Annotated in this window: 24 protein-coding genes; 1 reads left to right on the forward strand and 23 read right to left on the reverse strand. The window is 32.1% G+C overall.

Annotated elements, in window-relative coordinates; translation table 11 throughout:
- Positions 1 to 32: 32 nt before the first annotated feature.
- The 15 genes from DEU39_RS17665 to DEU39_RS17735 all read right to left on the reverse strand — a co-directional run bounded on the left by DEU39_RS17665 (position 33) and on the right by DEU39_RS17735 (position 11,080).
- Positions 33 to 824: a hypothetical protein gene (locus DEU39_RS17665; protein WP_147367608.1), complete on the reverse strand. Its 792-nt coding sequence runs from the start codon at positions 822 to 824 to the stop codon at positions 33 to 35.
- 21 nt (positions 825 to 845) lie between these two features.
- Positions 846 to 1,385 carry a dihydrofolate reductase family protein gene (locus DEU39_RS17670; RefSeq protein WP_120232820.1) on the reverse strand — a complete coding sequence of 180 codons (540 nt, stop codon included), beginning with the start codon at positions 1,383 to 1,385 and terminating at the stop codon, positions 846 to 848.
- Positions 1,386 to 1,476: 91 nt separating this feature from the next.
- Positions 1,477 to 1,980: a phosphodiester glycosidase family protein gene (locus tag DEU39_RS17675; RefSeq protein ID WP_228436826.1), complete on the reverse strand. Its 504-nt coding sequence runs from the start codon at positions 1,978 to 1,980 to the stop codon at positions 1,477 to 1,479.
- Between the two features lie 307 nt (positions 1,981 to 2,287).
- Entirely contained in the window at positions 2,288 to 3,004 is a 717-nt protein-coding gene (locus tag DEU39_RS17680; RefSeq protein WP_147367609.1) for a hypothetical protein, read from the reverse strand.
- Positions 2,976 to 3,617, reverse strand: a complete 642-nt coding sequence (locus tag DEU39_RS17685; protein ID WP_120232822.1) for a hypothetical protein — start codon at positions 3,615 to 3,617, stop codon at positions 2,976 to 2,978. Before DEU39_RS17685 ends, DEU39_RS17680 begins: the two co-directional genes overlap by 29 nt.
- Positions 3,618 to 3,721: 104 nt before the next feature.
- A complete protein-coding gene (locus DEU39_RS17690; RefSeq protein WP_120232823.1) occupies positions 3,722 to 4,270 on the reverse strand; it encodes a hypothetical protein in 549 nt (182 codons plus the stop codon).
- Between the two features lie 32 nt (positions 4,271 to 4,302).
- Positions 4,303 to 4,815: a hypothetical protein gene (locus DEU39_RS17695; protein WP_120232824.1), complete on the reverse strand. Its 513-nt coding sequence runs from the start codon at positions 4,813 to 4,815 to the stop codon at positions 4,303 to 4,305.
- Between the two features lie 97 nt (positions 4,816 to 4,912).
- Positions 4,913 to 5,572 carry a DUF2461 domain-containing protein gene (locus DEU39_RS17700; protein WP_120232825.1) on the reverse strand — a complete coding sequence of 220 codons (660 nt, stop codon included), beginning with the start codon at positions 5,570 to 5,572 and terminating at the stop codon, positions 4,913 to 4,915.
- Between the two features lie 97 nt (positions 5,573 to 5,669).
- Positions 5,670 to 6,266 (reverse strand): SMI1/KNR4 family protein, encoded by a 597-nt coding sequence (locus DEU39_RS17705; protein WP_120232826.1) that lies wholly within the window; start codon positions 6,264 to 6,266, stop codon positions 5,670 to 5,672.
- A gap of 35 nt (positions 6,267 to 6,301) precedes the next feature.
- Positions 6,302 to 6,976 carry a hypothetical protein gene (locus tag DEU39_RS17710; protein WP_120232827.1) on the reverse strand — a complete coding sequence of 225 codons (675 nt, stop codon included), beginning with the start codon at positions 6,974 to 6,976 and terminating at the stop codon, positions 6,302 to 6,304.
- A gap of 156 nt (positions 6,977 to 7,132) precedes the next feature.
- Positions 7,133 to 7,783 carry a DUF4919 domain-containing protein gene (locus DEU39_RS17715; RefSeq protein WP_120232828.1) on the reverse strand — a complete coding sequence of 217 codons (651 nt, stop codon included), beginning with the start codon at positions 7,781 to 7,783 and terminating at the stop codon, positions 7,133 to 7,135.
- Positions 7,784 to 7,872: 89 nt separating this feature from the next.
- A complete protein-coding gene (locus tag DEU39_RS17720) occupies positions 7,873 to 8,421 on the reverse strand; it encodes a hypothetical protein (protein WP_120232829.1) in 549 nt (182 codons plus the stop codon).
- 31 nt (positions 8,422 to 8,452) lie between these two features.
- Positions 8,453 to 9,385: a Kelch repeat-containing protein gene (locus tag DEU39_RS17725; RefSeq protein ID WP_147367611.1), complete on the reverse strand. Its 933-nt coding sequence runs from the start codon at positions 9,383 to 9,385 to the stop codon at positions 8,453 to 8,455.
- 147 nt (positions 9,386 to 9,532) lie between these two features.
- Positions 9,533 to 10,465, reverse strand: a complete 933-nt coding sequence (locus DEU39_RS17730; RefSeq protein WP_147367612.1) for a Kelch repeat-containing protein — start codon at positions 10,463 to 10,465, stop codon at positions 9,533 to 9,535.
- Between the two features lie 69 nt (positions 10,466 to 10,534).
- The gene (locus tag DEU39_RS17735) at positions 10,535 to 11,080 is read right to left on the reverse strand and encodes a hypothetical protein (RefSeq protein WP_120232831.1); all 546 of its coding nucleotides are present in this window, start codon (positions 11,078 to 11,080) and stop codon (positions 10,535 to 10,537) included.
- Between the two features lie 451 nt (positions 11,081 to 11,531).
- Between DEU39_RS17735 and DEU39_RS17740 the strand changes: the two genes are divergently transcribed.
- Complete coding sequence (locus DEU39_RS17740) at positions 11,532 to 11,960, forward strand: CBS domain-containing protein (RefSeq protein ID WP_062675879.1); 429 nt, start codon at positions 11,532 to 11,534, stop codon at positions 11,958 to 11,960.
- Positions 11,961 to 12,283: 323 nt separating this feature from the next.
- On the opposite strand, the gene DEU39_RS17745 is transcribed toward DEU39_RS17740, so the two are convergent.
- From DEU39_RS17745 to DEU39_RS17780, 8 genes are all read right to left on the reverse strand, one after another.
- Positions 12,284 to 12,925, reverse strand: a complete 642-nt coding sequence (locus DEU39_RS17745; RefSeq protein ID WP_147367613.1) for a hypothetical protein — start codon at positions 12,923 to 12,925, stop codon at positions 12,284 to 12,286.
- A gap of 129 nt (positions 12,926 to 13,054) precedes the next feature.
- Positions 13,055 to 13,504 carry a hypothetical protein gene (locus DEU39_RS17750; protein ID WP_120232833.1) on the reverse strand — a complete coding sequence of 150 codons (450 nt, stop codon included), beginning with the start codon at positions 13,502 to 13,504 and terminating at the stop codon, positions 13,055 to 13,057.
- Between the two features lie 27 nt (positions 13,505 to 13,531).
- Positions 13,532 to 13,942, reverse strand: a complete 411-nt coding sequence (locus DEU39_RS17755; RefSeq protein WP_088584448.1) for a helix-turn-helix domain-containing protein — start codon at positions 13,940 to 13,942, stop codon at positions 13,532 to 13,534.
- A 270-nt stretch (positions 13,943 to 14,212) separates the two neighbouring features.
- Positions 14,213 to 14,536 (reverse strand): hypothetical protein, encoded by a 324-nt coding sequence (locus DEU39_RS17760; protein WP_120232834.1) that lies wholly within the window; start codon positions 14,534 to 14,536, stop codon positions 14,213 to 14,215.
- Positions 14,537 to 14,753: 217 nt separating this feature from the next.
- On the reverse strand, positions 14,754 to 15,512 hold the full coding sequence (locus tag DEU39_RS17765) for a restriction endonuclease (protein ID WP_120232835.1): 759 nt from the start codon (positions 15,510 to 15,512) through the stop codon (positions 14,754 to 14,756).
- Between the two features lie 87 nt (positions 15,513 to 15,599).
- Complete coding sequence (locus DEU39_RS17770; RefSeq protein ID WP_120232836.1) at positions 15,600 to 16,505, reverse strand: hypothetical protein; 906 nt, start codon at positions 16,503 to 16,505, stop codon at positions 15,600 to 15,602.
- A 68-nt stretch (positions 16,506 to 16,573) separates the two neighbouring features.
- Entirely contained in the window at positions 16,574 to 17,167 is a 594-nt protein-coding gene (locus DEU39_RS17775; RefSeq protein ID WP_120232837.1) for a hypothetical protein, read from the reverse strand.
- 525 nt (positions 17,168 to 17,692) lie between these two features.
- Positions 17,693 to 18,139 (reverse strand): hypothetical protein, encoded by a 447-nt coding sequence (locus DEU39_RS17780; RefSeq protein WP_120232838.1) that lies wholly within the window; start codon positions 18,137 to 18,139, stop codon positions 17,693 to 17,695.
- Positions 18,140 to 18,241 lie beyond the last annotated feature (102 nt).

The following is an 18,241-nucleotide window of genomic DNA, read 5'->3' on the forward strand; positions in this document are numbered from 1 at the left end:
ATTTGAATTAAAGTCTTAACACCATAAATCTATTATATTTTTTCAAAGTACTTCCCTTTGAACTGATAACGGATTTTCTTTTCTGTAATCTTAGAATCATCAAGAATTAAAGGAATACTGATGATTTTCTTTTTAGGATCATATTGAATATCCAGGTTTTCAAATGTTTTGGTTTTGATTGAATTACTGGTGTTAGAAGAAGCGGTAAAATCTAATTCATAACTTAGCTCATTCTGGATTCCGGAAGCGGTTTTTATAAGTTTAGCATTGCTGTTCAATTTTCCATTGTCAATAGAAAAAACTTTTACTCTATAGTAATAAAGGGCAGTGCTGTATACAGAAATGTTTTGGGCCAGATAATACTTTTTATTCTGTGATACAATATCATTAATCTGATAATAATTGGATTCTGCATTTTGCTCCATATCGCTTTTCAACGTTTCACTCTGTACTTTTTTACCGGATTCATACTGGAAAACACTTCTGTAAAAACGCATTGTTCCTCCGGTTAGCGTATTCCACGAATAGATTCTAAATTTACCATCTTCCGAGGAACTGATAGATAACCCATTTTTCGTAAGTGATTTAAAATCATGTTTTAAGGTTTGAGGATTGGATGATGTATAGTGATGTAATAATTTTTCAAACTTTCTATTGGCTGCGTAAAGAGAGTCCTCGGTGAGGATATTCTTGCGGCTTGTATCATACCAGTATTGAATCCTTTGAAAAGAACGGTTAAGTTTTTTTTCAATGACAGAAATATTTTGTCCGGACATCGTACAGGAAGTCACCAGACAAAAAAAGATTCCTATTATTTTTTTCATGATTTGTTTGATTATTTTTATTTAAACCTCATAAATAAGCTGTACTACACCGGATTTGAAAACATTGGTTTTGACCAATTTTAGATTCAGTCTTTCTTTTAAATCTTCAAAAAGAGGCTTTCCTTTTCCCAGAGCAATTGGGTGAACAGATATTCTGTAGGTATCAATAAGATTCTCCTGAATAAATGTTTTAATAAGACTTGCTCCTCCATACAACCAGATGCCTTTTCCTCCCTGTTTTTTTATTTCTGAAACTTTTTCCACAATATCAGAACTGATAAAAACGGCATTCTCATCTTCTCGGTTCTGACTGGAAAAGACAAATTTATTCTTTGAGTGAACTGCTTCCCAAAGTTTTTGCTCTTCTAAACCTGCATTTTCTTCCGGTTGATAATTTCCCCAAGCGTCATAACTTACTCTTCCGTAGAAAATAGTGTCTATGCCGGAAAGAAACCCATCAAAATCCATATCATCATCCATGATACACCAGTCGGTTTCTCCGTTGGGTCCTTCAATAAATCCGTCTAATGTAGTGGCAAGGTCTAGTATTATTTTTTTCATGTTGAATAAGATTGATTTAGGCGTTGAGTTTCTTAAAATGAGAGGAAAGATAGGTATATTTTACCTCTTCATTATGAAATGAGGATAACTTTTATTTTTTAGATTCCGTGACTCCTATCATTATACCGAAGTTTCCATCTTTCTGGATCCATTTTTTTTCCGGAAGATAAGTTCTTGAAACATATCCATCAAGATATAGAGCGTCTTTACAACCCGAATTTTTGAAAAACTCTGCCAGATTATAAAAATTGATTTCTTTTTTAGACATCACAAAAAGGAGATCCCCATTTTTCAGAATTCCTACGCCGTTTCTGATATTCAGATTTTTAGAATTTTCCTGAAAGATCGGGTTGATTTTTCCATTTGTTATAAGCATGGGGCCAGATTGTGTGGCATATCTGACCTCTTTATTTTGTACGTATTTTTTAGTTTCTACGATTCCTGCCCGGTTATTTCGGGTTAAATAAAATATTCCATTAGGCTTAAGATAAAAGTTCCCGCTGCCCTGCAATGTATCTATGGATTTTAGTATTTTAAAATCTTCAATATAAAGACCTTTTGGAGAGTTGTCGGGTTCAAACATTCCTCCGTTCATAGCGAATACTAATTTTTTATTTTTGTACTGAACATCAGTAATCAGATGATCCAGACTTTTCAGGAGCTCACCTTTGTCATTTTTCCAATACAGCTGTGTGTTTTTTTCTGAGGATTCACCTGATAGGTTATAAAATGACTGTTATCCTTTACTTTTTCTTTACAGCAAAAACTGCAGAAGAGCAAAATGAAAAGAAGAAAATACCAGATTGTTTTTAAACTACTGCGTGGGCTTTTTATTTTGGGAAAGAAAATATTAATCATGATGTAGTTTTCAGAACAAATATATTGCTTTCTTCTTATTGATTTCAATGCTGTGTTTTTCTGCGCAGGAAGATTAGAGTTATAAGAAACATAACGATCACAAAAATAGAAATATAAATAATGATTTTATATCTATTATTTTGTTGGTTGAGTGATGATATTTCTATTTTTTGCTCATTGACCTTTCTATCGGAATAGTTGAAATCATCCACAATCAAATCTGTAAGTTCAGGATTACTGGATGTATCAGAGTTTTCAGATAATTTTTTATACTGAGAACTTAAAGATTCCAGTTCTTTTAATTCTTCCGGAGAAAGCTCATCCAGTTTTTTTTGAATAAAACATTGGTCAGAGTAGAGAAATCCGGTATCTTTTTCATCATATGCAAAAATCAGATATTCCCCTTTCTGGGTAAAAAGAACATCACAGAAATGCAGCGGAGATCCGAAAAGGGTAGCATTGTGTGTATAAAATCCATCATAGGAATCCGATTTGTAGGTCTTATTGATTTTTACTTTACTTAGAATATTCTGGACCGTTTTAAATCCAGATGGAACTTCTGTAATATCATATACTTCCCCAATAAAAACAAAATCAGCATTTTCAAAAGAAGATTTTAAAGTAGGAGTACCATTGCATTTACAGGCAGCAATTTTCACAGAAAATAATACTAGAAAAAGTGAAAAAAGCCTGGATTTTACAAGAATTATAAATTGAAGCTTGTTCATCAGCTTAGCGATAATGCAGATTAATTTCTTCAATTTTTTTTCTCAAATCTCCAATAGTGAAGGTTTCTGAATTACATTGAAATTCAGGAAGGTCATGTTTGGATAGAAAGTCATTTAAATCATCACAGTTTTGCAGAATATTGAATTCTTTATTGTCTAAATCTAAAACAATTCCTTTGGTTTTTCCATTGATAGAGTAGGCTAGAGGAGTTAATGCTCCTAAGAGTGCCTTCGACCATAAGCCTTTCATGTTTTCTTCAAAATAAATGAATCTTCCATAGTTCAAAACTTTGCAAAATCTCGAATACTGGTCAGGATCATATCCATTGTCTTTCTTATTGGTATATTTTCGATAGGTCTGAAAATACATTTCTCCTTTATGCGAAACAGCTAATGGAACTTTTACCCTTTTATTTTTTTGTTTGAAATAAAAGAATGCTTTTTCCGGCATGTCAAGAGAATCACATTTTTCACAGGCTCTGAAATAGACCTCTTCGGTTGAAGATGGTTTTTTATTTAAAACATCTTCCAGAGTCATATAAATGCCTTCCGGAAAATCTCCTTTTTTGATGGATGGATATTCTTTTTCTTGTGCGGTTACTATGCTGGAAATAAAAAGAAGAGCAAATAAAATATACAGTTTCACGGGTGTTGTTAATTTTTTGGCAGAGCAAAAATATAAAAAACTTAATGGGAAATCCTTATTAGAGAGATTTTATTCAATACCATAGAAAATAATTCTCAGTTATATTATTTTCTAAATTGTAATGTCTGAATTGCTTTTAAAAGTTCTACCTGACTTTCTTTCTTCAGATTAATGCCATATAAATTGAACTTGATATTTCCTATTGATTCAGTTTTAAGGCTGTCGATATAAACTCCTGTCATTCCTTTGCCTACTTGTTTGGGCTCTACTATTTTTGCTTTATATCCATCAATTTTTTTATAGGATATTTTACTTTTGATGAAATCTTCTCTACTAGCATTTTTATCAATGACAATAAATTCTGTTGTATCAGCCTTTGGATTCACGGTTAGAAGTTCGTTGAGATCTTTTCTGTTAATAATCGTTACATTTTCTTCTAATGAATAGGAATAAGGTCCGTAATCGTAGAAAATCGAATCATTATTTTTCGTGATGATAATTCCGGCATTACTATCACAAGCTTCCGGTTTCAATTTTTTCCAACTTCCTGGAGCCTTTAATCTAAAATCACCAAAATCTAGTGACCGTATTGAATTCTCGGAACAGCTCAATAGTATAAATGAAGCGAAAATGAATAAAGATGCTTTTTTCATAGCTTTATTGGAACATGTTTTATAAAGGGTTGTTATTCCTTTTTTAGCGGTATTTTATTTTTTGTAAATCCTATTAATACATTGTGTTCAATACTATACCGGGTAGAATCTGTTTTTAAAATTATTTTTCCGTTTTCATAGTTGCAAACTCCTTCCAGAAATGAAGTCGAACTTCCTGGATTTACAGATTCTGTCATCATAAATGTATGATCGGGTTTGTGAATACTAATATTGTAATTTTTTGCATTGTGATGAAAGCTATAGCTGATCCAAATTTGATTTTGGTGTCTTCTGATAGCATTTGGCCAAAGAAAACTGGCGATCGCAACAGAAACAACAGAATTGATGATAAACAACCTAGATAAATTTTTTTTCTTTGTTATCCACAAAATACCTCCGGCCAGCAGATTAATAAAAAATAATAAAGGATACATTATTACAACAGCAATAGAAATACTGGGATCAGGATCAATATCGTAGAACCAGATCCAGATGACTAGAAAATCAATGATGAATAAAATTAAAATTTGCAGGATTCGTTTCATTTTTAAAGATAATATTACTTTTTATTGGACTGTTAGGTTCAGAATGACATACTGAATTTTCCTGTTCTTATAAAGAGTACATAAAAAACTTCCGGTTTTAAAATAAAGGCTCCCCATTCATATCCGTGGTCAGAATTTCACTCATATAATCAAAAAAAGGTCGCATGGCGATTAAAGTCAGGAGGACTTCTTTTTGAAAATTGTCTGATAAAACCTCCGTATCTGTAAATTTCCGCATCACAAGGAATTGTTTTTTCCTGATCAGATCAATAGCCGGATGATTTTTATCAAAACCTCTCGGTGCTGTTTTTACAGAGTCTCCTTTAAGTTCTCCGAAATATTGTATAAAAGTTTTATCAGCAATAATTTTTTCAATTTCTGTGCTGCTGATTTCAAATTCTTTACGGATGCGAAGTAAATCTTTGGCTTCAGGCCCCCAGAATCCACCACCTACAAAACTGTTGCCTGGTTCCAGTTGAATATAATATCCGCCTCTCAACATGGGCTTCGAGCGGGAATATCCAACGCCAAAATTGGTTTTATAAGGCGTTTTGTTTTTGGAAAAACGTACGTCATTGTAAATTCTAAAAATGTGAATTCCTTTAAGCTGATCATACTCCTGAAGTTCCTGATAGATCTGATTAAAAAAAACTTTATTTTCTTTTACAATGATATCGTATTCAGATTTATGCTGAGTAAACCATTCCCGGTTGTTATTTTCTTTTAAATGGGTGAGAAATTCAAATGCTTTTTTCATGTTGTATAGATGTTTTTTACTTCTGAATATTTACAGAAATTTTCCGGCTTCTTGTAATGTAATGATTTGAGTAACTAAGTAGAACTATTGAGTTAAATTACCCAATTTTTTTGTTCCAGAATGAGCTTGTATCAATTTTCTTTTTTTCAGCATGACGAATTGGAAAAATATCTTGTGCAATTCCTTTTGCTAAATTGCCACCCCAGAATATAATGTCACTACCAAACATTGAAAGAACATTTTCTTCATGATCCAGTATTAAAAACCGATGTCCTAAATAGGGGATAATTGGAGGTACACTTTGGTTCTTCATAATATCTTCCGTCACACGGTTGGCTTCCATGGTCAGTTTAATTCTTGCTTTTATAGTGGGAATGTCATCAGGATAGGAATAAAATATAGGACCAAAATCAATTTCTCCTTCACCACCATTATTATCTATTCCCGGTTTATCAAGACCATTCATCGTTCTGTAATAGTTTTTTAATGAGTCCGGAAAGGTGATGTTCAGTTGTTTCTGGAAATCTTCTAATTCAGACTCTGACAATCCTTTTTTCCATTTGCTTCCTTCCTGAATCTGGAATCCCCAGCATTCCATCATATCTACTTTCTGCCAATATCTTTCACTTTTCTTTTTTATCCATTGAAAGCTTGAAATTGAATTGTCCAGTTTTTTAAATTGCCTTTTTTTCATAACATTTCTTCTAATATTGATACAAGGTCCGGGGTTTAGAGCCGTGGGTTATTATTCTTATTATCGATCAATCTTTGTTTTAAACTTTCAGATAATAAATTGTTTTCTAGTAAGTAGTGGGTCATCATTTTCAGAAAATACCGGCATTTCTTTAAATAATCTTTATCCGGTAAAACATTATCGGTGTCATTTAAATAAGTGTTCGCTCTGTTGATAAATACTCCGGCCCCTTCAAATTCTTTGCTGATGAAGAGTGTTCCAATCAGAGAGATGTAAGAAACAAATTTATATTCACTGTGGTTTCTACGTAAATATTGAGGAGGCATCTTTTTATTCATCTCCTGAAAATAGGATATGATTCCAATATCTTTCAGGTATTTTTCCTTCTCAATTACAAACCAGTCGTCCACTATTTCGCCATCAAAATCCATTTCAAGATCATAATACCCGATGGGTTCTAAATTTTCAACATACGTTTCCTTTTCCACACAAAGACTTATTCTTGCCCGGATAATGGGTTCCTGGTATCGCTGTTCAATCAGATATTGGTATCCCTCAAATACAAAAGTAATTTCATGGCGGGCAAAGCCTCCTATCAATTCTTCAGGATCTTCTGAAAGTATTTTTTGGAGCGTGTGAAACGCTTCATTTTTGAGATGAAATTTTTCTGCTCTTTCGGTGAGTAATGTTTGAAGTTCCTGAGCGTTCATAGTATGGTTATTGGTTTTCAAATCTACGAATTAGCATAATATCTTATCCATGCCATGCAGCTTACCTTAATACGGTACATTAGTATGTGAATTGATAGGAAGGGATGTTGCAGAAAAGTATGTAATTGCTGCCTATTTTTACATCATTGGAAGTTATTAAAAATATCCGCCAACCAATTTTACAAATACTTCTCTGTCTCCAATTTTATAAATGGTTAGAATGCTTCCGTCTGAAAGTTGTCTCATTTTTTGACTAAAGTCTGCTCTCGGTCCTTCGGTAACGAGATTTTCAAGTTGTTGTAAAACTTCTCCAGGAGTTAAAACACAAATGGCGGTCTCTTCACTTTTTCCGTCACCACTTTTTTCTATCGTTTGAATGATGAGGTCTTTTTGCTTGGCGCATAATTCTCTTTTTTTATGGTCATCAAGTGCACTATAAATATTCATCATATCATCCAGTAAATCTTTGTTGAGAGGATTGATGGCGTATTTTGATTCTGCTTCAGCCACCATTTTTTCTGCTTTACTTTTTGACAGTCTTTTTTGGGCAGGTTTCCAGAATGTTCCGGATTCACTGTTATAATTTCCAATGGTGTAATCAATTTTTATGAATTTACTTCCGTAATACAATTGATTCAACTGCTCCTGCGTCAGTTCAGAAGGATTTACTTTGAATACGTCTAAAAGTTTATAAAAATTTTCCTGCGGGTTTTCAGAGACATTCTTTTTAATAAGGTCAGTGTTTATCTGTGCGGAGAATGCCTGGAATATTAGAATTAGAATCCCTGAAATAATATGTTTTCTCATTGTTTTTTATTTAAATTTGATTGTCAGCCTGTGTTAGTTATTGTTTTTGTTTATCATAAGGAATTCCATCTTTTCTGATTTTTAATTTTTTATTCGTCTTTTGTTTTCCAAAGTAGTATTTCCATATCATTCAATACTTTATATTGATAATCTATTTCATTCCAGAAGTTGATGATGATATCTTGTTGTTCTTTGTTTTTCAAAACAGCTATAATATGAATTTCTACATCATAGTCTTTAGAATAATACATGTCAAAATCAACACTGGCCCAACCATTAGTTATAATTTGGCATAATCTGTCAACATCATCAGTATTTACATACTTTCTCCTTACAATTCCGGCTTTAATGCTTTCAAAAGTATTGATGATTCTGTATTCATCAAAGAGATTGTCTGGCAAATGTTTGTAATAATGCGCATTGTTTGATCCGGAACCCAAAATGGTATAATTCTTTTGTGATTTATCAAAAACAATAGGTCCGACTCCAATTAACTTTCCTCTTTCATCATCTTTATCATATTTTTTATGCTTCCAGAAAATAAAAATATAAGGATCTGTTTCATAATATTTGAAGATGGTATAATCAGGATGAATTTCATCTTCAATCATTTTTTGTACTAAAATTTCGTCTATCATCAAGTGTTTTTATTTTGAGAATGTTGTGTACTTAATTTTCTTTTGTATCCTGTGCACTTTCAGTAATATCAGCTGCTTGTAAGCTTTTAATAGCTGATTTGGTGGATGACGTTGTACTTCCGCCGATGATGTATAATTTATTGTTATATACCTCTGCAGCAGCATGTCTTCTGGGAATCATATTAGAGGATAACTGATGGAATTTGTTGGTTGTCGTATCAAAATAGGCCAGAAAAGCCTGATTATTATAACCTCCTGCCATAAAAATCTTATCACCGGATACCGCTAATGAATGTCCGGATATTCCGGCAGGCATTATAAATTGATCGGTCCAGCGATTAGTATTGAGATCGAAAACATTGATCAGACGGGATGAAGTACCGTTAAAACCACCAATGACATACAATTTATCATTCACAATTTTACCTTTTGCTTCTCTGGCGTTGGGCATATCCGGTAGTGGATGCCAGGTATTGGAAGCAATATCATAATATTGAAATCTGTTAGAAAATACAGTGGTTGCAGCATTGTTGAGTCCGCTGCCACCGAACACATATATTTTTCCGTTATGGATAGCAGAACCAGCATTTCCAGTATAGGAACGGTTAACAGCTCCCTTCGTTACTTTCTGGGTTTTAAGGTCTACAATTTCAAGATGGCTGTTTCCCCAGCCGTTAAAAATATAAATCTTATGATCGTACGTCTCCGAATTTGCAAATTTTTTGGGACTTAGAGTCGCATTGAGAACACTCCATTTATTATCGGTAATATTATATTTTTCAATAAAATTGGCATTGCCTCCGTTTTGCTGATATCCATTGCTCACATAGATATTATCATCCACGATGACACTTGTTATGGCACCTCTGCCTGCAGACATATTAGCGAGAGTTTTAAACTGAAGCGTTTGTGCATAGATGAACAGTGAGCCCAAAAATGAAAGGAATAATAATTTTGTTTTCAATGGTAGTAAGATTTCGTGTTTGTTTTACCTATTTATAGAAACAAATATATGTAAAAGCTGAATCTGAAGTGGAAGACTTCGAATTTTATTTTTTGATGGCGTCAGGTCTCCCGACTTTGCGGAGCTGGGTACTGATAGTTTTGTCGTCTATGGAGATAACGGGATATTCAGATTGAACATTATTTCATTAATCTCTGCAACTTGTGTACTTTTAATAGAGGAAGAGGGTAGAGTACTTGTATTTCCTCCAATGATATATAATCTGTTGTTATATACTTCTGCAGCTGCGTGTCTTCGGGGACTCATATTGGATGATAGCTGGTAGAATTTATGGGTAGCAGTATCAAAATAGGCCAGAAAATCCTGATTATTATAATCACCTACAATGAAAATCTTATTATCGGCTACTGCCAATGAGTGGCCGGATATCCCAACAGGCATTTTATACTGATCGGTCCAACGATTCGTAGTAAGGTCGTAAACATCGATCAGATTAGAAGAAGCTTCGTTAAAACCACCAATGACATACAGTTTATTATTAACAATTTTACCTTTTGTTTCTTTGGCTATAGGCATATCCGGTAATGGATGCCATGTATCTGAAGCAATGTCGTAATACTGAAATTTATCAGAATATATAGGCGCGCCGTTTAATCCGCTGCCTCCAAACACATATATTTTCCCATTATATATGGCAGAACCGGAACCGCCGGCATAATAAGGATTAATGGCTCCTTCGGTTACGGTATTGGTTGCAAGATCTAAAATTTCAAGATGACAGTTCCCCAAACCGTTAAAAATATAGATCTTATTATGGTAAGCCTCAGAATTAGCAAATCTTTTGGGACTTAGAGTAGCATTGAAAATACTCCAGCTGTCATCGGTAATATTATATTTCTCAATATAATTGGCTTCTTTATCTGCTGTATAGCCATTGGAAACATAAATATTATCATTCACTATTACACTTGCTATGGCCCCTCTGCCTGCAGACATACCGGCGAGCTTTTGAAAATGAAGCGTTTGTGCATGGGCCAGCAAGGAACCCAAAAATGACAGGAATAATAATTTTGTTTTCAATGGTAATAAGTTTTAGTGTTTTTGTTTTATAGGCTTAAAATCAGGAGGTATAAACTTGTGTAAAACTCATCAGGATTTTCCTTCGTTGATATATTCCAGATAATCCTGTTCTAAATTATTAATTTCTTCAATTAGAAAATCGTAAATATTTCCTTCAAATACTTCATAATCTTCCTCATCGTATTTGTCATACTCAATTTTTATGATTCCGTTGTCGGTATAGGCTCTGTAGAGGTTTCCACTGCGTTTAAAAAATAGTTGTCCCAGTGGCTTTTCCTTATATTCAAGGGCTTCCTGATGTTTTTCTTCAAACCCCATCCATGAAGGCATCTCTTCATCCTGCGAAAGTCCGTACACAAAAAAGCCATACCCGAATTTCCAGCTTGGAAGAATGTCAAACTCCTGAGGACGTTTCCAGATCTCTTCCTTGACTTCAAAAAGTAGGGAACCAAATGAGGTCAGAAAATCCTTAACATCTTCACTGAAGGTAAACCCTGTGCTTTCTTCATATTTTTTAATTTGTTCTTCGGTCGCAGGTTTGGCCACAGAGCCCATGACGAAGAAATCATCATTTAATTTCTTTTTCCTGTCCCAGAATTCTTCTTTTGTTGCCATATTTTGTTTTGGTGTTACATCGTCAGCATTGTTCAGATCGTTATTGAAACAAAGATAAGAGAAAGTTTGGGGATAAAAATTAGAGTGTGGGTGGATTTTGTTTTATTTCCCCAAAGTCGGGGGAGTTTGGGGAACGGGGAGAATTTCTAAAATGCTTTTAGTTAAGCAAAGATATTTTTCTACAAAATTATTATCTGCTTGTCTGTCTGCAAAAGATAAGTTGTTTTTTTGGTAAGTTATTGAAAATTAAATACTAAAGTTAGAAGTTTCTTTGAAAAATTACAAAAATGAAACCATGATATTTAACATATCATACAGCGGAGAAAATTGATAAATATCAGCTGTAATAGTATGATGAGGCGGGTGTTTCTTCGCTAACTTTGAGTATGAAAAAGGAATTTATGGTTCGTTTTTCATTGTTAATTTTCACAATAATCTAAACAAAAATGCTATGAAACAAAGAGTTCCAATTTCCCAAATTATGACTAAAGACCTGATTACACTCAATCTTACACAATCATTGTATGAGGCTGAAAATTTATTTAAAAAAAATAAAATCAGGCATATTCCGGTTGTCGAAAATCAAAAGTTATTAGGCGTATTAAGTTATAGTGATTTATTAAAAATCAGCTATGCGGATGTAGAACAATCGGATGATGCGGAGGATGTTCCTGTGTCAGCAGTGGTATACGACGTATTTACTATTTCGCAGGTGATGACAAAAGCCCCTCTCACTGTAAATCCTGAGACCACCATAAAAGAAGTGGCAGAGATTTTATCCGAACATAGTTTTCATTCTGTTCCGGTGGTAGAAAATGGTGACCTAAAAGGTATTGTAACTACTACAGATATTTTAAAGTATTTATTGCAGCAGTATTAAATGGCCCAATATTCACTTTAAATGCCCATTTATACTGAGTTCCTTACATTTTCCAAATTCAGAGTAATTGGAGATTATATACGTATAAGAAACCCGAAGTCTGGACTTCGGGTTTCTTTATTTTTTTAGAGGCTGCTGAATGTCCTCCGATACTGCAAGAATTCTTCTGTGGTTATAATATTATCAATTAAAGATTCTTATAATATAAAATCAAAGCCACAGGATACAATTGTACGGCAGCAGGCGAGGAGCAAAGTCGGGAGACCTTGTGGAGCAAGGTTACTGTCTTCTACAATGGTTAAAACTCACGTTAGCAACAGTTATTATTTTATTTGAATTTCAATCTTTTTATCTTCCATAAATAACTTTATCCAATTCGGAAGTTCATTATTTCCTGGAATGCATTCGATTAAACTTTTATTATTTTTATAATTTTCTATAGCTTTTTTTCCGAACTTGATTTTCATTTCATAAATTTCATTGCCACCATATCCAATCCAGGCTTTTGTTATTATTTGCCTTTTTTTTTCAATATTATGATAAAGTAGAGATTTTGAGTCTTCTGGTAAATGACTTATACCATCACACCAAAAAGACTTAGCATAATATTTTATCTTTTCATTTTCAATGTTTTTAAAATCCAGAGACCATTCTAAATGACTGCAAAATTCTAAATTAAACACGGGTTCATTAAGATTATAATTAAAAGCACCACAATTGGGACATTCAATATATTCTCCATTCAATTTTTCAAACTCACATGCTGCACATCTGCCATTTCTATTGTTTACATGTTGAATAATAATTTTTGCTTCATTTTTGTCTACATTGAATTCGTCAATTAATTTTTTTTCAGCAAATACTTTTAAATCGTTTTGCATCAAAATATAAAGATCAAGTTTTTGTTCTTCAGAAAAGTTTAGAGTAATCACTTCATTTTTACATTTGTTGCAATTCATTTTCATTCTTAATTTGTTTTTTTTGTTACAAACATCCAAATTTAGATATTCAATTAACATTTGAGAACATCTATATGTTCAAATTTAAATAGGGAGCATACAATCGTGCTAGAGGGGATGAAAATATATAAAGTTTTACTTAATATAATCCCCTGCAATAATAGATTTTTCCATTGTACTTACAATCTCAGAAACAGGAATCGTAAATATCCCGGCATTGCCATTATCAAACTCTTTTTTCCAGTAAGAATATCCATCCATTTCAAGGGAGTCCGGTTTTTTGTAGGCTTCCTTTTTCAAGCTGGTTATACTTTTGTTCAAAGCTTCTTCTGATAGGGGAAGATGGCTGAGGTTTTCTGCATAACCAGTAGGGCTGGCAGGGTTTTTCATCTTCAAACCGCTGACAGAAATATGAATTACTTTTCCGGTTTCAGGATATTCTTCAATTTTTAATATGGTAAGGGTAGAACTTTTTTCGGTAGGACGGGTTTTGTAGTTCCATTGCTGGCCGACACTGTATTGGTCTTTTTTTGCACAGCTGAAGGACAGCAAGAATAATACTGCTATGAAAGTATAGAGTTTCATGAAGGGTTGGTTATTAGTTTTGTTTTTTTATTTCTGAATCAACTGTTCCAGTCTGGCCATCATTTCATCTTTTTCTTTCAGCATTCTTTCGTACAACTCCATTTTTTCTTTATGTAGTTCTAATACTTGTTCAAGTGGATGAAAAGTAGGTTTTATATTTGCGGTATAAGCAAAAGCAGAAGAATCATGAAAAGTATTAGCAATAATATTAACTGCTTGTTCTTCATCCATATTCTCAATAGCTTCCACGGGAACTTTCAGAATCTGGGAAATCCTTTCTAAAATATCCTCTTCTACAGTTTCCTTCTGCTCCAAAAGCGAAATCTTCTTCTGGTTCCAGTCTTCCCCAAGATCAAAAGCCAAAGCCTCCTGCTTGATGCCCAACATCTCCCGAAAACGCTTGATATTTCTCCCCTGATGTATTTTTTTGTTTTGCATATTTGTGTACGTTATAGAAACAAATATAAGTAAAAGTTGGGGGATAGGAAATGGGAGAGTGAGGTATTTTAGATGAGGTGAGAATATAAAGAATCCGAAGTGGGAGACTTCGGATTTTGTTTTACTTAAATATTCTAATAGTATGATCTAAAGGCTTATGCCACACGATGCAATCCTTGCGGTAGCGGGGAATTCTTTCAACTATACAATTTGTTTAGTTGGAAGTAATCATATTGAATTTAGACATAGTTAAATGAAAACTCTTAAAAACTAGGCAATTGATTTATCTATTTGTTCAAGATAGGTAAAGCATATCTTAATAAAGTAATCTGTATAAGACATAATCATTTTATCAAAATCGACATTTTTATAGTGTTCTTTAATCTCGGGAGGTTGTCCCGGTGAATCCAGAGGCTTAAATACAATTTGTAGATTTTCTTGTAATGTTTTACCAATTATAAAAAGCATTTCAGATAGTTTTTTATTGTCAGAGCTATTATTGGCAAATGTAATGAATTCTAAATATGCTTGATGAACAAAAGTTAAAGCTTCTATATTAAAGACTTCAAAACTTTTTAATAATGAATTACTCATAGAATTATTTTAGTTATATTTCATGCAAATTAAGGTTTCATAATCTCTCTTCTTTACGGGAAACCATATTTTAATAGAAAAACTGTCACTGCTGCCGCATGAATCCTTTCGTGTGGTTATAATATTATAAATTAAACATTTCAATAATATAATTTAAATCAAAGCCACACGATATAATCGTACGGTAGCGAGGGACTTTTAATATGGGTAATAGATACTAATTCTGTTGATATTTTTTATTTAATTTTTCAAAGGCATTAATAACATTTTGACTATAACTGATACACATTTCTAAGAATTCTTGATAATTTTCTTCTTTCAAAATTTCCGATGGTAGATCACCATAATAATCAGATATATCAAATAGGTTTTTTTCTAATGGTAATTTAGGAATTGAAAATAATTTCTTGTCAATATCTCTTATAAATGGAGCAGGGAAATATGCCACTATTTCAGATAATTCTAAAAGTTTATTCTTAATATTATTATATATTGCTTTGTCTGATGGAGTTAGATCATCAAACCAATCTACCCAATAATAATCTTTGTTAATTCTAAGACCGTTGTTAAGTTCATTGTAAAAATATTTTGAATACCAACTTTCAAAGAAAGTCTCTTGAAAACTTTCCCAGGTTAGTAGAATTAAATTGGTATTTGCAGAGGCTTCTTTTGCTCCAGATTGGAAGTTACTTGTCGTAATTACATATCCAATATTTGCACCAATTTCAGATATTACAGTTCTAAAACCATGAATGGTTGTTTGTGGTATATTTGTGCCCCAATATTTACACTCACATAATATGACATAATTCCTGCCATTTATAATTTCATCGGCATAAACGTCAACTTCTACCGTACCACGTACAGTTTTTATTTTTTTTTCAATTGTGACTTCAAATCCACATCTTTCTAAAATTTGAGCAACTTTTATTTGTAAATCTTGCCAAGAGTTAGGTTTTGTTCTTGTTATTTGCATAAAAATGTAGTTACTTTATAACTGTACTAGGAATTTAATCGTTATTCTGTATACCCAAAATTCTTCTCATTTTTCTAATAGTAGTAATTAGAGTTTATTAATTTTTATATCAAGATCAGATACAAATTTTTCAGTTATGTCAATCAATTCTGTGATGTCATTTTGAGTAATAATTATAAGTTCATTATCCTTTGTAAAGCCATTTCTGTGAACAATATCATGTCTAATTTCTATTGATCTTGTTAATTTTGAGAAATCTGGAAGTGGGATCGCAAAAGTATCCTTAAACATTGCGTTTACTTTATCTAGATTGTGATAAAGTACTTTATGCATCGCTTGTTTTGCAATTTCCTCAGTTTGGTCCTTTAGTTCATATAGTTTTGATAATGTAACTTTTTCTTTTTGAAATTCTAAAAAGGTTTCGTAGAATTTTTTTAGATTTTGAGGCTTTGAAATTACAGTATTAATGTATGCACTCGATAAATAAGCTTCTAGGCATGTAATAACATTTGTATATAATAATTTTCTTAAAGTCTCAATTAGTTCGTCTGGTAGTAACATCCCATAAGCACTAACAAAAGAATCTCGTTCTTTTTTGCTATCCTCTTCAGAAGTTATATTTAGATCATTTAGATCACTGATTTTATTTATTTCATTTTTAAAATTTTCATAAAAGTGATTATTACTTAAAATAGCATCTAATTCATAGTCATAATTCTCTATTATTTCAAGCGGGGTTTCTTCGTCTAATTCTTGTATGTAACCATCCCCCCCAGAAAAAGAAACATAAATGGATATTTCATAATCTTTTTTACATTTAGAGCAAACTGCATAGCCATCTTCGTCGGCTTGGCTCTCTCTTGAAGTATCTGCAGAATAATCTGGTGAAGGAATATATATATTCTCACTTTCTACTTCATTATTACAATCAATACAATTAAATTTTAATTTTATTGATTGGATTCCAAATGGATTAAAATCGAAATATCTCATATTATTTAGTTTATCGGTAAAAATAATGTTTTGGGTAAATAAGATATAATACAATGTCAATAAAAGCTTTATTTATGGATTGATATTTCAATATTTGAATAAACATAATTAATTTTATTTATAGTAATTTTGATTTGTCCTTTGTTAGATTTCAAAATTATTGTTTCACCAACTTTTTTGTTATCAAATATGTTATTTAAATTGTTTCCGTAGCTTATATTTAAATAAGTACCATAATTAACCGAAACGTCTTTTAATCCAATAATTAAATCTAAATCTTTGTTAATGTAACTTTCAGATTTATTTATAATAATTTTTTCTAAATTTGATTTTGCTAGAATGTTTGTTTTCGTTGAATCAATTCTAGATAAAATTGTTTTTTCATATTGCGATTTATAAAAAAGTGTAGGGTTTTCAGACTTAGAGTTCCATTCTTCAAAATCTTTCAATTCAGATTTAAATCTAATATTTTCCTCTTCAAGATACTCAATTCTAGCTTGATATTGACTTATTGTTGCTTGTTTAGTTTCTATTTGACTTTTGTAATTATCAATTTTACTTTCTTCAAATGTAAATTTATAAAATGCCCATGATGCTCCAATTATCAATAACGTATAACCAATAATACTTTTTGTTGGATTATCTTCAAACCAATTTGACATGTTCCTAATATAAAATTTATGTTGTTTCTCAAATATACAAACTCGTAATAAAAATACGCAGATGATAGGTTTGTTTTCTTATTGTTATAATGTTTTGCTAAATTAAAACTTGTAGATAATATATTCTTACGGGAAACCATAAGAACAAAAAAACCGCCCTACAAAAGCAGAGCGGTTTATATATTAAATTTGTCTCAACGACACACTATTATATCATTTCTGGCATTCCACCACCCATTGGCATAGCTGGTTCAGCGCTCTTCACTTCAGTGATTACACATTCTGTTTTAAGAAGCATTCCAGATACAGAAGCTGCATTTTCAAATATATTTCAGCAGATCCTTGTCAAGGTTTTAAACCTTGACAAGGATGCCAATCCAGGTACCTTTGTTTTAAAATTTACAAATAAAAAAACCGCCCTACAAAAGCAGAGCGATTAGTATATTAAATTGTCTCGGTGACATGCTTTTGCATCATTCTTGGTATTCCACTTACAATTGTCGAAGTTGGAAAGAATAATAAAGATTAGTTACCGTATTTATATTGATCATAGCATTGGACCAAGATATCAAAAATAAAAGTAATTTCTTCATCAAAATTTAAGGTTTCAACATTTTCACTTGACAATTGGTATAGAAATTTTTTGTTACCAGCGTCTGAAACAATATCTAGAACAAGGTCTGATTTTTGTTTTTTTGTTGATAAATATAAGATATGAAGTATATTTTCAACAGAGATTCCTATTCTTATTGAGCAAGATTCGTCATCATTAAGTTCAACCCATTCTTCCACAATATTTATGTTTTTATTTGTCCCTTTTTGATATTTAATAAGCCCACCATCTGGTATTTTTCCTTTTTCACCTAATTGCTTCATAAAATTTAAATAAAATTTATGATTTAATTCAAGATATTTATTTCTTCTTTCAACAAAATTAGTTTGTGCGCTTAAAATGTCATTGTATGTTTTCATATTTTTAACTGAATGTTAATGATATTCGATTTACAAATTTAAATTGATTGTACGTTAAGTCCTTACGGGAAACCGTATCCAAACAAAAACCGCCCTACAAAA

Origin of the sequence: Chryseobacterium sp. AG363 (assembly GCF_003610675.1) — a bacterium.
GTDB lineage: Bacteria > Bacteroidota > Bacteroidia > Flavobacteriales > Weeksellaceae > Chryseobacterium > Chryseobacterium cucumeris.